This window comes from Hymenobacter rubidus (assembly GCF_016734815.1).
Taxonomy (GTDB): domain Bacteria; phylum Bacteroidota; class Bacteroidia; order Cytophagales; family Hymenobacteraceae; genus Hymenobacter; species Hymenobacter rubidus.
Genome location: NZ_JAERQF010000004.1, coordinates 1 through 13,520, shown reverse-complemented (window position 1 = coordinate 13,520; position 13,520 = coordinate 1). Strand labels below are relative to the sequence as shown.

Here is a 13,520-nt window from a genome sequence, read left to right as displayed (position 1 = left end):
TGAGGAATGGAGAATGAGGTATGAAGAATTGGAAATTGGGCTTCTAGGCTCAAAATTCCTCATTCCTCATTCCTCATTAAGCCGCAGGCGTCTCTACACGGGCACGGCAATGTGCAGCAGGGCGTCGCCCTGGTTCACCACGGGCATGTAGTTCAGCCCAATCACATAGCCGCTCAGGGGCGACTCCAGTCGCACCGACTGCGCGCCATACGGGTCGGCGATGGAGCCGTAAATCTGGCCTTTCTCGATAAACTGCCCGTTCTCGACATGCGCGCGAAACAGGCCCGCAAACCGCGCCCGCAGCCACGTGTGCCGCCGGCAGATGATGCCCGGCCGGGCCGGCGCGGGCGCTTCGGGGCCCATGCCCAGGTGGTGCAGCACCCGCAGCGTTCCCGCCACGGCTTCTTCAATGCCGTTTTCGTCCAGCCGCAGGCTTTCGCCGGTTTCGTACACGATGATGCGCTTGCCCAGCTCATGGGCCGCCTCGCGCAGCGAGCCGCCGCGCAGGCCCGCGTGCAGCGTAAACGGCGCCCCGAAGGCGGCGGCCAGGGCATCTACCTCCGGGTCGATGCCCAGCAGGCAGCGCACCTGCGGGTAGTTGGCCCGCGCCGCGCCGCCCGTGTGAAAGTCAATGCCGTAGTCAATCAGGGGCATGATTTCGCGCATGAAGCGGTGCGCTACCCGCCCGGCCAGCGAGCCCCGCGGAAACCCCGGAAACGAGCGGTTCACGTCCTTGCCGTCGGGCACGTCGCGGCTAAAATTCAGGAATCCGTAAATATTGAGAATGGGAATGGCGATGACCGTGCCCCGCAGCGGCGTCAGCAGCTCGCGCCGCACAAGCCGCCGAATGGTTTCGATGCCGTTCACCTCGTCGCCGTGCATGCCGCCCATCAGCAGCAGCGTGGGGCCGGGCGCCACGGCCCGCAGCACGTGCACCGGCACGTCAATCACCGTGCCCGAGGGCAGCTTCGAAATCACCAGCCGCGTCAGCACCTGCTCGCCGGGCTGAATGGCGAGGCCGTTGAGGTGAAATGGGGCGGCGGGATTGGGCATAGAGGATGAAATGAATAAACAACTACAAGCACGTCATGCAGAGCGCAACGAAGCATCTTTACCGCAGTAGTAAACCAATCAATTGAATTGCGTTTCGCGGTAAGGATGCTTCGCTGCGCTCTGCATGACGCACCTCACCGTCCGCTCCTCCCTTTCTGCCTTACTTGCCCTTCGGCACGTCCGATTGCGCGTCTACGGCTTCTCCGGCGCCTTTTTTGGCTTTGGGTTTGGCTTTTTTCCGGCCTACCAGGGCGGTGGTATAGTCAATAATGCGGCTGGCAATGTCTTTCTGGGTGGCTTTCTCGATGCCCTCCAGGCCGGGCGAGGAGTTGACTTCGAGTACCAGCGGGCCGCGCTTGCTTTGCAGCATGTCGACGCCGGCAATGCCCAGGCCGAGGGCCTTGGTAGCCAGCAGGGCGGCGGCTTTTTCGGCTCGGGTGAGCTTCACGAGCGTGCCCACGCCCCCCCGGTGCAGGTTCGAGCGGAACTCGCCCTCCTTGCCCTGGCGCTTCATGGCGCCCACCACTTCGCCGTCCACCACAAAAGCCCGTAAATCAGCCCCTTTGCTTTCGGCAATGAATTCCTGCACGATGATGCGCGCCTTGAGGTTGTGAAAGGCCTCAATCACCGACTGCGCGGCCTTGGCCGACTCGGCCAACACCACGCCCAGGCCCTGGGTGCCTTCCAGCAGCTTGATGATGACCGGCGCGCCGCCCACCTGGTTTATCATGGCGGGCACGTCTTCGGAGTAGTTGGTGAAGGCCGTTTTGGGCATGCCCACGCCCGCGCGGCTCAGAATCTGCATCGAGCGGAGCTTGTCGCGCGAGCGCACAATGGCCTGGCTGTCGACGGCGGTGCGCACCTTCATCATCTCAAACTGCCGCACCACGGCCGTGCCGTAGAACGTGACCGAGGCCCCGATGCGCGGAATGATGGCGTCGAAGCCTTCGAGCCGTTCGCCTTGGTAAATAATGCCGGGCTTGCCCTTTTCGAGCACAATGTTGCACTGCAGGTGGTCGATGACCACCGCTTCGTGGCCCTGCGCGGCAGCGGCCTCCACCAGGCGCTGGGTGGAATAAGATTTCGGCTCACGCGAGAGAATGGCCAGTTTCATCGTGGTGGGGTGGTGGGTGAAGCGGGGAGTTGGGGAGGAAGAGGGATGGCAGCGAATACAAGAACGTCATGCTTCGCTGCGCGCTGCATGACGTTCTGTTTTCCGGCACAAAACTAGTCATGACTTGGTGCGGCGGGCCGCGGCGCGGGCTAGGGATTTGTACGAAAGGTTGCGTTTGGCCACATCGACCACAAAGCGTCCCTGGCGCAACAGGCTGCGGCCCAGCAGTACGGGATATTTCATGTCGGAGCGGTCGGAAAGCGAAAAGTCGACCTCAAACTCTTCGCCGTAGAGCTGCACCACCGTCCGGATGACGTAGCGCTCCTGCACTTCGCCGTTGGAAGAGCGGATGTCGCGCAGCTCAAACTGGGTAAAGGTCAGCGGGCGGCCATCGGCGCCTTCGTGGCCGGGGTCGAGCAGGTTCACCACCAGCACGGGGCGCGGCTGGCCCTCGGTTTCGATGTGGATGTTGGTGCAGTGAATGGCGCTGGTGTAGGCGCCTGTGTCTACTTTGGCCTCCACACCGCCCAGCGCGAAGGCAGGAAAATCGACCAGCTCGCGGCGGCCGAGCATACGTTTGAGGGAACGGTTCATGCAAATTGCGGGGTACTGACCGGACTGCTGCCCGCACCAAAAAAAGCGTCGTGCCCAACGCCGGAAAAGCATCCTACCCGCAATAGTAAACCCAAACGGCTGGATTACTTCTGTGGTGGAATGCATTTCCGGCGTTGGGCACGACGCCTGAGGCGGGCCCCACGCGCGGCTGTGCGCCGCCCAGGCCGGGAGCACGCGGCTTAGCGGTAGCGGTCCAGCGGGTCGGCCCCCGTGCCTTCTTCGCGCACCAGCCGCTCGTATTCGCGCTGGGTGCGTTGCTCACGGCTCATGCCGCCGTAGGCCGCAATGCCGCGCATCAGCAGGCCAAAGCCCCAGAAGGCCGTGGCCCACAGCGGCCACGGTACCTCGCCTTCGTGGCGATGGTCGGTCAGGGCCCATATCACCCACAGGCCGGCATTCACCACCAAGTACGTGACGAGGTGCGCTTGAAATTTAGCACGGGCTTTGGCCTTTTGCCATAGGTAGGGGTCGCGTTGCAGTGGTTCCATGAGCTTGAAGGTGAGGTTGATTGGGATTGATGATGAAAGATAGCCGTTTGAGGCAGCGCTCCGCCACTTCCCGTTGCCGAAGCGTCGAAGTGCGATTCCGAGGCATCAAATGCTACTACCGAAGCGTAATCCCTGAATCGCTTTCGCGGGCGATGCATTACATCTACTTTCCCGCTATCCATGGCTTCTCTCTTCTCAAATCGCATTCAGCTGGTGCAAGGCGACATCACCCGCCAGTCGGTTTCAGCCATCGTCAACGCGGCCAATTCCAGCCTGCTGGGCGGCGGTGGGGTCGATGGCGCCATTCACCGGGCCGGGGGCCCGGCCATTCTGGAAGAGTGCCGCGCCATCCGGGCCCGGCAGGGCGGCTGCAAAACCGGGGAAGCTGTCATCACAACGGGCGGGCGACTGCCCGCTGCCCACGTCATCCACACCGTAGGCCCGGTCTGGAACGGCGGTCGCAAAGGCGAACCGGAGTTACTGGCCAACTGCTACCGTAATAGCCTGCGCCTGGCCGAGGAGCGACAACTAGAAAGCGTCGCCTTCCCCGGCATCAGCACCGGCATTTATGGCTACCCCAAACCGGAAGCCGCCGCCGTTGCCGTGCACGAAGTGCGGCAGTGGCTGGCGGTACACGACTGGCCCCAAAGGGTGGTTTTTGTGGTGTTTGACGAGGAAAACCGCCGGCTATATGAGCAGGAATTGGCTGGCTAACTATTGCGTCTGTCATCCTGAGCGTAGCGGAAGACAGACGCAAAAAATTCCATCACGCCAGCTCGCCCACGCCCTCTACCCGCTCGGCTACCTGTTGCATGAGCCACAGCGGGGTGCTGGTGGCCCCGCAGATGCCCACGGTATTGGCATCAACCAGCCATTCTTCTTCGATTTCGGTTTCGTTCTCGATGAAGTAGCTGCGCGGGTTCACGGCGTTGACCACCGAAAAAAGGGCTTTGCCGTTCGAGCTTTTGCGGCCACTCACAAAAAGCACCACGTCGTGCTCGGTGGCGAACCGAGCCAGGGCGGGCTCGCGGTTGCTCACTTGCCGGCAAATGCTGTCGTTGGCATCAAAGCTCTGCAAGTCGCCGCCAGCGGCGGCAATGCGGGCTTCCATCAAGGCCTTCATCTTGTAGAAGCCGGCGGTGCTTTTGGTGGTCTGGCTGAAGAGCGTGACGGGGCGGGCAAAATCAATCTGGTCGAGGTCGGCCTCGTTCATCACAATGATGGCGCGGTTGCCCGTCTGGCCCGTGAGGCCGGCCACTTCGGCGTGGCCAGGTTGGCCATAAATCACAATCTGGCCGTCCTGGCGCTGGCTTAGGTCGAAGGCGTGCTTCACCCGGTTTTGCAGCTTGAGCACCACCGGGCAGCTGGCGTCAATCAGCTCCAGGTTGTTTTGCAGGGCCAGCTGGTAGGTTTCGGGCGGTTCGCCGTGGGCCCGAATGAGCACTTTGCAATCGTGCAATTGGCTAAGCTGGTCGCGGTCGATGATGCGCAGGCCCAGCTTGTGCAGGCGCTCCACTTCCATGCTGTTGTGCACAATATCGCCCAGGCAATACAGGTTTTCTTCGTGCGCCAACTCATCTTCGGCCATTTGAATGGCGAATTCTACGCCGAAGCAGTAGCCGGAATTTTTATCAATCGTGACCTTCATGCTCTAGGACTAACACCACGCGGGGGCGAAGAATTCGCCGGGCGCAAAGGTACGGCGACCGAGCGTTGCGCCGCATTGGCCGGAAGATAGAACGTCAGGCAGACAATCTAAAAGACCGTCCTGCCGAGCGCAGCCGAGGCATCTCGCTCGCTTCGTTGCAACAATTGAGTTACTACCCCACGCGAGATGCTTCGGCGGCGCTCAGCAGGACGGCCCTTACCCGTTCTGAAGTCCTAGTCCCAGCCCGCCGCAAACAGCGCCGACGACACTCTATCGAGCACAAAATCGACCTGTTCGGTGATGGTGATGTGCGTGGTGTCGAGCAATACGGCGTCGGGGGCGCGGCGCAGCGGGCTTTCGGCGCGGGTCGAGTCGAGGTAGTCGCGCTTGCTTAGGTTTTCCACGATGTCGTCCAGAGCCACTATCTCGCCTTTCTGAGCCAGCTCTTCCTGCCGCCGCCGGGCGCGCAGCACGATTTCGGCCGTCATAAAAATCTTGACTTCCGCATCCGGAAAAACCGTGGTGCCGATGTCGCGGCCGTCCATCACCACGCCGCGCTTGCGGCCCATCTGCTGCTGCTGCGCCACCATGGCGTGCCGCACCATCGGGATGATGGACACCTCGCTCACGGCATTGGATATGCGCATCTGCCGAATATCGTCCTCGCGATTCACACCGTTGAGGAACAGTTCATTGCGGCCCGTGCGGGGGTTGCGGCGGAAGGAGATGTTGATTTCCTGCAAGGCCTGCTCGATGCGGGACAGGTCGTCGAAGGCAATGTGGTTTTCAAGCAGGTACAGCGTCACGGCGCGGTACATGGCGCCGGTGTCGACGTAGGCGTAGTGGAGCAGGTTGGCCACAGCCTTGGCCGTGGTGCTTTTGCCACACGAGGAGTAGCCGTCAATGGCGATAACGAGTTGTTTCATAACGACGCGGGCGGCCATTGGCCCCGCAAGATTACGAAATCCAACCCTTACGCGCCGCAGGTGGCGTCTTCAAGCGCTGCGGAACCGAGGCAAAAAAAGCCGCTACCGACGCGCTTTCTCCCTCATTCAGTTGCGCATCGACCAAATGAAAGGGATTAAAAAAAAATCGGTTGGCCAGCCCAACGCCGGTCGTGCCGTCCTTGCCGGTACCCCACTCGCCCCGGTACACCCGCACCAGGCACTCCCCCAGAAAGCAGCCCAGCGCCATGACAACGCCCGGCCGCTCGGCCGCTCCCAGTTGGCCGCGCTGGGCCAGAATAAAGTTATCGAGGTGCGCCACGGCTTCGGCGTCAAAGGCTTTCAGCTTCAGCTGCTGCCGCACTTGCTCGGCGGCCAGGGCAATGGATTCGAGGGGCGAGGGACCGGTGTCGTCGGGCATAAATGATAGCAGAATTACAATAGAATGGGCAGCCGTACCTGCTGCCAACCAGCCGACAAATTAACGCACCAGCAACGGGCGTCATTGCACCAACCTTGCCGGCATTGGGTCATTATGCTCGCGCAAGCTGCTGCAAGGTAAGTAGCACCGTGGCTTGCATCACAGCTAAGTAAGCGCTACCTTTTGGGTAGTCAGGCGTTATTTCAGAGCTTTTTGCTTATTATTCATCCGTCAGAGCAGCCGTTTCGTCACCGCTGCTCGGCGAGTAAGCTCACAGCTTGCCTTTAGAAGTTTTGTGGGCCACGTACTGGCTCAGCACCGCGGGCACATCAACCGGGCGGATGGGCCACTGCACCACCAATTCTTTATCATCGGCCACTATGGGCTCAATGACTTCGCGCAGGTTGCGGGCGCCGGTGGGCAGGGTCAGCCAGCGCGGGTTGCCGTCGCGGCGCAGCAGCCAGGCCGTCGTCATCACTATTTTTTCCGGCCGCCCGCCCAGCATCATGGGCGTGATGCCGCCGCTGGCCACCCGCAGCGCAGAGCTGGCCACCACTGCGCCCACGTTGCTGCCACCGTTCTGATTGCGCGTCATGGAGCCCCGGAACTCGTACAGTTCCACTCCGGCACCGGCCGCGCACACCCGCATGAAGCTCTTGTTGTAATGCTCGGCATCACGAGTGAGGGTGATATAGAAATCGCGCAGCACCGTGAATGAATCGATGCCCATCACGAAGCTGCTCACCTCGTCGGGCGAGTAAGAATGCGCCACCCCGTCAGTTCCTGTGACGTCCACCTGGTCACAATCAACGAGCTGTAGTTGCCCCGCTCGCACGCTGCCGTCGGTCAGGTGCACCCGGCCGGGATACAGCGTAGGCTGCTTGTGCTCCTGGGCAGCTGCCGCTTGGCTCAGCAGCACCAGTGCCAATAGAATAAGGGAAAACCAGCGGGAAGCAGGCCGGCCCATAGCCGGTGAGGTGGTAGAAAAGTGCATGACGGGCAGCCGTGGTGGATAAGGCCCGCAATGATACTGATTTTATAATTCTACCAAGCAAAAATTATCCGGTTGGCAAGCATCCAAGGTAGCAGCTACCCCGATGAAGGTGGCCAGAGCCTGCTCCCGGCCTAGCAGCTGCTAGTGCCCGCAGGGGCAGGGCACCGACTTCCCGCCGCTGTGGTGGCGGTACCACGCGGTTTTTTTCTGCTGCGCCGTACGGCGGGCGCAGCCGCTCTCTGCCAGCAACAACGGCAACACAAGCAGAAGCAGGACAAGGTTCTTTTTCACCGGGAACTGGTTTTTTGTCAAATATAAGGTTCTTTGCCTGCGCAAAGCCGGCACCGGGCCGCCTTGCAATTTTCATTCCGCACCGCTTATGTCCGCCGATTTCTCGCTCATCGCCAACGTTGTTGACGTTTTTGCCCGTTCCATCCAGCCCGCTATTATTTCGGTCGAAGGCGGGCGCATTGCCGGCATTGCTCCCACCGATGAGGATGGCACGCCCGACCCGGCGCTGCCCTACGTGCTGCCCGGCTTCGTGGATGCGCATGTGCACGTCGAAAGCTCGCTGCTGGTGCCCACCGAGTTTGCCCGCCTGGCCGTGACGCACGGCACGGTGGCCACCGTGAGCGACCCGCACGAAATCGGCAACGTGCTGGGCGTGGCGGGGGTCGAATTTATGCTGGAAAACGCCAGCCATTCCCCTTTCAAGTTCTGCTTCGGGGCACCCAGCTGCGTGCCGGCCACGCCGTTTGAAACCGCCGGGGCCGAAATATCGGCGGCCGACATCGCCAAGCTGTTCGAGAACCCCAAAATTGGTTACTTGGCCGAGATGATGAATTGGCCCGGCGTGCTCCACCGCGACGCCGACGTGATGGCCAAAATTGCCATTGCCCAGGCCGCCGGCCGCCCCGTGGACGGCCACGCCCCCGGCCTGCGCGCCAACGACGCGGCCCACTACGCCAGCGCCGGCATCAGCACCGACCACGAGTGCTTCACCGCCGATGAAGCCCGCGACAAGCTGGCCGTAGGCATGAAGGTGCTTATCCGCGAAGGCTCGGCCGCCCGCAACTTCGATGCTCTCATTGAGCTGATGCCGGAGCACTATTCGCACCTCATGTTCTGCTCCGATGACAAGCACCCCGATACCCTGGTGCTGGGCCACATCAACCAGCTGGTGCAGCGCGCCGTGGCCCGCGGCCACGACCTATTTCAGGTGCTGCGCGTGGCCTGCGTGAACCCCGTGAAGCACTACAATCTGCCCGTGGGCCTATTGGCGGAAGGCGACCCCGCCGACTTCATCGTGGTGAAGGACCTGCGCGATTTCGAAGTCCTTCAAACCTACCTCAACGGCGAACTGGTGGCTGAAAATGGGAAGTCGCTGCTGCCGGCCGTGCCCATTTCGGTAGTCAACAACTTCCACGCCCTGCCCGTGCAGGCGGCCGATTTCCAGCTGCCAGCGCCCGGCCCGGCCCCTACCCTGCGCGTCATCGAATGCTTCGATGGCCAGCTCATCACGGCCCGTGTGGATGTGCCAGCCACCGTTGAAAACGGAATGGTGCTGCCGAATCTGAGCCAGGACGTGCTCAAGCTGGCCGTCGTCAACCGCTACCAGCCGCAAGCGGCGCCGGCCCTGGCGTTCATTCGCGGTTTTGGCCTGAAGCAGGGCGCGTTGGCCAGCAGCGTGGGACACGATTCGCACAACATCACGGCCGTGGGCTGCGACGACGAAAGCCTGGCCCGCGCCATTAATCTGGTGATTGCCGCCAAAGGCGGGCTGGCCGCCGTGGGCCCCGATGGCCAGGAAATTCTGGTGCCGCTGCCCGTGGCCGGCCTCATGTCGGACCAGCCCGGAACCGAGGTAGCGGCGGCCTACGCTGCCGTCGATGCGCTGGCCAAGCAGTTGGGCTCGCCCCTCGGCGCGCCATTCATGACGCTTTCATTCATGGCGCTGCTGGTTATTCCCAGCCTCAAGCTCAGCGACAAGGGCCTGTTCGACGGCCAGCAATTTGCCTTTGTGGATGCGGTGGTGTAGGGCTGGTTTGACAGCCGCTCACGCATACTGGCCCGTCATGCAGAGGCGGAGCGAAGCATGACGTTCTTGAAACTTTCCAAACCGCTTGCCTAAAGCCGCAAGCTGCTTTTTGAGCCAATGAGGCAATTTCTGGCCTTGTTTCTGCGTAGGGAACGGGGTCGTACCCTACGTCTGTCTTGTTTGCCATGAAGTTCCCCTTGCCGCTCCGCCTCCTGTGCGGAGCACTCCTGTTGCTGAATGCGCGCCCTGCCGCCGCTCAGAAATACCGCACCGCCGCCGGCATTCGCAGCGACGGCAATAACTACGGCCTCACCATTCAGCAGGTCTTTTTGCCTAAAGCCACCTTCGAAGGTCTGGCCATGCTGGCCCCGCGCGAGCGTAGCGCCACCGTGCTGGCCGAGCGCCACTTCGGCATTCTGGGCCCCAGCCTCAACTACTATTTTGGTGCGGGCGGCCACTACGGCCGCAACCGTGACGACGGCGACTTCTGGGGCTTCGATGGCATTGTCGGGGCCGAATATAAAATCGCCTTCCTACCCTTCGTCATCGCCGTCGACTTCAAACCCACCATCGAATACGGCTCGGCCGACTGGAACCGGTTTCCGACCGCATTCTCCGTGCGCTATATTTTCGTCAAGAAGAAAAAAACCGGCATTTTCCGACAGTTGGACAAGCTGTGATTGATAAGATTAAAATTAAGAACGTCATGCTGAGCTTGTCGAAGCATCTCTCCCGCGCAAGTAATTATTTACTATTGCGGTAGAGATGCTTCGACAAGCTCAGCATGACGTTCTATTATTTCACAGCGGTGCTCGCTACTGGAAGCGTTTTTCCAGCAGCTTGCGCATCTTTTCCTCGGTCAGGGGCTTGGTGAGGTACTCCACGTTGGGGTATTGGGCCACGCGGGCGGTGTCGGCGCCGTGCATGGAGGTGGTGAGCACGGCCATCACCGTTTTGTCCTGTACGGGCTGGGGCAGGGCATTGTACAGTTCCAGAAACTCGAAACCGGACACGCCGGGCATTTTCAGGTCCACAAACACCAGGTCGGGCGCGGCGGCCTGCCGGTCGGGCTGGTCGCCCCACAGCTGCTCAAACGCCTCGTCGGCCCGTGAGAAGGTGCTCACATGGTTGGCCACGGCCAAGCGGCCCAGCAACCGGTTGTTGAGGAAACTCGTGGTTTCGTTGTCGTCAACGAGTACAATGTGATTCAAATTCGCGGACATCAGATAAATATTTATTTCTAGTTTTCACGAAGATAACGAAGCCGATTCGATGCGGCAATGGTCCAGCTTTTTATAGCCAGCCCTGGGCGCGCATCCAGTCGTCGTTATAGATTTTGCCAAGGTAGCGCGTGCCGTGGTCGGGCAGCAAAATGACCATGGTATCGTCTTCTTTCAAGTGCTCGCGGGCGTATTCCAATGCGCCAAAAACGGCCGAGCCGCAGCTCCAGCCCACAAACAGGCCCTCTTCCTTGGCCAGGCGGCGCGTCATCACGGCCGCGTCCTGGTCGGCCACTTTGATGAAGAGGTCGATGACATCGAAGTCCACATTTTTGGGCAGAATGTCTTCGCCGATGCCTTCGGTCTTGTAGGGATAAATTTCGTTTTCATCGAAGATGCCCGTCTCCTTGTATTTCTTGAATACCGAGCCGTAGGTATCGAGCCCCACCGTGACAATGGCCGGGTTTTGCTCCTTCAGGTACTTGCTTACGCCGCAGATGGTGCCGCCCGTGCCCACGCCGGCCGCCCAGTGCGTGATTTTGTGGTCGGTGCCGTTCCAGATTTCGGGGCCGGTGTGGTCGTAGTGAGCGGCGGTGTTCGAGAGGTTGTCGTACTGGTTCGGATAGAAGGAGTTGGGCGTTTCCGCGTTGAGGCGGCGGGCCACGGAGTAGTAGCTGCGGGGGTCTTCGGGCGCCACATCAACGGGGCAGACCACCACCTGGGCACCGACGGCCCGCAGGATGTCCTGCTTTTCCTTGCTCTGCTTGTCGCTCATCACGAAGATGGTTTTGTAGCCTTTGGCAATGGCGGCCAGGGCCAGGCCCATGCCGGTGTTGCCGCTGGTGCCTTCGATGATGGTGCCGCCCGGCTTGAGCAGGCCGGCCTTTTCGGCATCTTCTACCATGCGAATGGCCATGCGGTCCTTCACCGAGTTGCCGGGATTGAAATACTCCACTTTGGCCAGCACGGTGCCTTTGATGCCGGCCGCGACGCTGTTGAGCTTGACAAGGGGGGTATGGCCAACGGCCTCGATGACGTGGTTGAAATACATGAAAATGGGGTGGTGGGATTTTGGGTGAGGCAGCAAAGGTAGGAATTTCGGCGCCGGGGGGCGGGCAACGCCTGTCATCCTGAGCGCAGCGAAGGACCTTATCACCGATGAACGGTTGGCGGTAATTCGCTATAATGCAGGCGTGGTAAGGTCCTTCGCTGCGCTCAGGATGACAAACCGGTTCCAGCTGATAATTACTGGTCTTGCCCTAGCCCCAAAATGCCCTACTTTTGCAGAACCGCTGCCCACCCGGGCTCTCCCACCTACTTCATCAACATCCCAAAAACACCTCCGAATGAGCGTTCTGGTCAATAAAAATTCCAAGGTTATCGTGCAGGGCTTCACCGGCTCCGAGGGCTCGTTCCACGCCCAGCAGATGATGGACTACGGCACCAACGTGGTGGGCGGCGTGACGCCCGGCAAAGGCGGCTCCGAGCACCTCGGCCGTCCCGTATTCAACACCGTGGCCGAAGCAGTAGAAAAGGCCGGCGCCGACACCAGCATCATTTTCGTGCCCCCGGCTTTCGCCGCCGACGCCATTATGGAAGCGGCCGATGCCGGCATCAAGGTGATTATCACCATCACCGAAGGCATCCCGACCAAGGACATGATTGCCGTGAAGCACTACCTGAAAGACCGGCAGGGCATCACGATGATTGGCCCGAACTGCCCCGGCGTGATGACCGCCGGCGAGTGCAAAGTGGGCATCATGCCCGGCTTCATCTTCACGAAAGGCAAAATTGGCATCGTCTCGAAATCGGGCACGCTGACCTACGAAGCCGTTGACCAGCTCACCAAAGCCGGCCTGGGCCAGACCACGGCCATCGGCATCGGCGGCGACCCCATCATCGGCACCACCACCAAGCAGGCCGTGGAATTGCTGATGAACGACCCCGAAACCGAAGGCATCGTGATGATTGGCGAAATCGGCGGCGGCATGGAAGCCGAAGCTGCCCGTTGGATTAAAGAAACCGGCAACAAGAAGCCCGTAGTAGGCTTCATCGCCGGCCAGACGGCGCCTCCCGGCCGCCGCATGGGCCACGCCGGTGCCATCGTAGGCGGCGCCGACGACACGGCCGCCGCCAAAATGGCCATCATGCGCGAGTGCGGCATCCACGTGGTGGATTCGCCCGCCGAGATTGGCGACACCATGCTGCGCGTGCTGAGCGGCAACTAGGCTTCGCATCACCGTACAAAAAAAGCCCTGGTGTGAACCAGGGCTTTTTTTATGAATAGTGTCTCGTCCGGTTATGTGTTGACACTTTTCCCAAAGTTGTCATGCAAGAGCCCGAAGAAAAACGAGTTAGACGCAGCCAGCGCGATTACAGCCTGGCCTTTAAATTAGCCGTAGTAGGCGAGGTGGCCCGCGGCGAGTTGAGCAAAAAACAGGCGCAACGGCGCTACGGCATCCAGGGCCGCAGCACGGTGCTGGTCTGGTGTCGCAAGTATGCCACCCACTTTGCTGCCTTTAAAGCGGCCGGGCACGCATCCCCCGGCCAGCCCTTGACCGTGGCGCAGCCCCCAGAGCAACGCATCAAACAGCTGGAAACCGAGCTACGCGAGCAACAGCGCGTGGCCGCCAAAGCATTGAAAGACGCCCAGGACTTGAACCTGCTCCTGCGCACGATGCTGCAAGTGGTGGAGGAGGACCACGGCATCCCGCTGCCAAAAAAGTCTTTCCGGCGGCCGTTTCCCGCCGCAAAGCCGCCCAAAAAATGAGTGTGCAGCGCGCCTGTCAGCATGTTGGTGTTTCGCGCCAGGGCCTCTATCAGCGCCGTCAGCGCCAGGCCCGGCAAGCCAGCCAATCCGAGCAGGTGCTGGTCGAGGTGCGGGCCGAACGGGCGTTGCTCCCGCGCCTGGGCACGCGCAAACTGCTGCACAAAATCGCTCCGCGCCTACGGGCGCAGGGCGTGGCCTGCGGGCGCGATGCCCTC

13 protein-coding genes and 3 pseudogenes are annotated in these 13,520 nt (G+C 61.1%); 6 read left to right on the top strand and 10 right to left on the bottom strand.

Annotation, left to right across the window (positions count from 1 at the left end):
* Positions 1 to 93: 93 nt before the first annotated feature.
* From JKL48_RS04115 to JKL48_RS04100, 4 genes are all read right to left on the bottom strand, one after another.
* Positions 94 to 1,053 carry a succinylglutamate desuccinylase/aspartoacylase family protein gene (locus tag JKL48_RS04115; protein ID WP_201978931.1) on the bottom strand — a complete coding sequence of 320 codons (960 nt, stop codon included), beginning with the start codon at positions 1,051 to 1,053 and terminating at the stop codon, positions 94 to 96.
* Between the two features lie 160 nt (positions 1,054 to 1,213).
* Positions 1,214 to 2,167 carry a 30S ribosomal protein S6--L-glutamate ligase gene (gene rimK / locus JKL48_RS04110; RefSeq protein ID WP_201978929.1) on the bottom strand — a complete coding sequence of 318 codons (954 nt, stop codon included), beginning with the start codon at positions 2,165 to 2,167 and terminating at the stop codon, positions 1,214 to 1,216.
* Between the two features lie 117 nt (positions 2,168 to 2,284).
* Positions 2,285 to 2,761 (bottom strand): ATP-dependent zinc protease family protein, encoded by a 477-nt coding sequence (locus JKL48_RS04105; RefSeq protein ID WP_201978926.1) that lies wholly within the window; start codon positions 2,759 to 2,761, stop codon positions 2,285 to 2,287.
* Between the two features lie 200 nt (positions 2,762 to 2,961).
* On the bottom strand, positions 2,962 to 3,270 hold the full coding sequence (locus JKL48_RS04100) for a 2TM domain-containing protein (RefSeq protein ID WP_201978923.1): 309 nt from the start codon (positions 3,268 to 3,270) through the stop codon (positions 2,962 to 2,964).
* 180 nt (positions 3,271 to 3,450) lie between these two features.
* Between JKL48_RS04100 and JKL48_RS04095 the strand changes: the two genes are divergently transcribed.
* Entirely contained in the window at positions 3,451 to 3,984 is a 534-nt protein-coding gene (locus JKL48_RS04095; RefSeq protein ID WP_201978921.1) for an O-acetyl-ADP-ribose deacetylase, read from the top strand.
* Positions 3,985 to 4,036: 52 nt separating this feature from the next.
* Here the strand turns inward: JKL48_RS04095 and JKL48_RS04090 are convergent, their stop codons facing one another.
* The 4 genes from JKL48_RS04090 to JKL48_RS04075 all read right to left on the bottom strand — a co-directional run bounded on the left by JKL48_RS04090 (position 4,037) and on the right by JKL48_RS04075 (position 7,277).
* Positions 4,037 to 4,918, bottom strand: coding sequence for a 4-hydroxy-3-methylbut-2-enyl diphosphate reductase (locus tag JKL48_RS04090; RefSeq protein ID WP_201978919.1), 882 nt, complete (start codon positions 4,916 to 4,918; stop codon positions 4,037 to 4,039).
* A gap of 233 nt (positions 4,919 to 5,151) precedes the next feature.
* A complete protein-coding gene (gene cmk, locus JKL48_RS04085) occupies positions 5,152 to 5,844 on the bottom strand; it encodes a (d)CMP kinase (protein WP_201978906.1) in 693 nt (230 codons plus the stop codon).
* 31 nt (positions 5,845 to 5,875) lie between these two features.
* Entirely contained in the window at positions 5,876 to 6,283 is a 408-nt protein-coding gene (locus JKL48_RS04080) for a hypothetical protein (protein ID WP_201978904.1), read from the bottom strand.
* 271 nt (positions 6,284 to 6,554) lie between these two features.
* Positions 6,555 to 7,277, bottom strand: a complete 723-nt coding sequence (locus JKL48_RS04075; RefSeq protein ID WP_201978902.1) for a hypothetical protein — start codon at positions 7,275 to 7,277, stop codon at positions 6,555 to 6,557.
* A gap of 379 nt (positions 7,278 to 7,656) precedes the next feature.
* On the opposite strand from JKL48_RS04075, the gene ade reads away from it, so the two are divergent.
* Positions 7,657 to 9,315: an adenine deaminase gene (ade, locus tag JKL48_RS04070; RefSeq protein ID WP_201978900.1), complete on the top strand. Its 1,659-nt coding sequence runs from the start codon at positions 7,657 to 7,659 to the stop codon at positions 9,313 to 9,315.
* 185 nt (positions 9,316 to 9,500) lie between these two features.
* Positions 9,501 to 9,995: a hypothetical protein gene (locus JKL48_RS04065; protein ID WP_201978898.1), complete on the top strand. Its 495-nt coding sequence runs from the start codon at positions 9,501 to 9,503 to the stop codon at positions 9,993 to 9,995.
* A gap of 135 nt (positions 9,996 to 10,130) precedes the next feature.
* Here the strand turns inward: JKL48_RS04065 and JKL48_RS04060 are convergent, their stop codons facing one another.
* Together JKL48_RS04060 and JKL48_RS04055 are read right to left on the bottom strand one after the other, a co-directional pair.
* On the bottom strand, positions 10,131 to 10,526 hold the full coding sequence (locus JKL48_RS04060; protein WP_201978895.1) for a response regulator: 396 nt from the start codon (positions 10,524 to 10,526) through the stop codon (positions 10,131 to 10,133).
* Between the two features lie 85 nt (positions 10,527 to 10,611).
* Positions 10,612 to 11,586 (bottom strand): annotated as a pseudogene (locus JKL48_RS04055) (PLP-dependent cysteine synthase family protein); the annotation flags it as partial.
* Between the two features lie 295 nt (positions 11,587 to 11,881).
* Between JKL48_RS04055 and sucD the strand changes: the two are divergent.
* From sucD to JKL48_RS04040, 3 genes and pseudogenes are all read left to right on the top strand, one after another.
* Positions 11,882 to 12,763: a succinate--CoA ligase subunit alpha gene (gene sucD, locus JKL48_RS04050; protein ID WP_201978891.1), complete on the top strand. Its 882-nt coding sequence runs from the start codon at positions 11,882 to 11,884 to the stop codon at positions 12,761 to 12,763.
* Positions 12,764 to 12,864: 101 nt separating this feature from the next.
* Positions 12,865 to 13,033 (top strand): annotated as a pseudogene (locus JKL48_RS23850) (IS3 family transposase); the annotation flags it as partial.
* A gap of 274 nt (positions 13,034 to 13,307) precedes the next feature.
* Positions 13,308 to 13,520: pseudogene (locus tag JKL48_RS04040) on the top strand (IS3 family transposase); the annotation flags it as partial.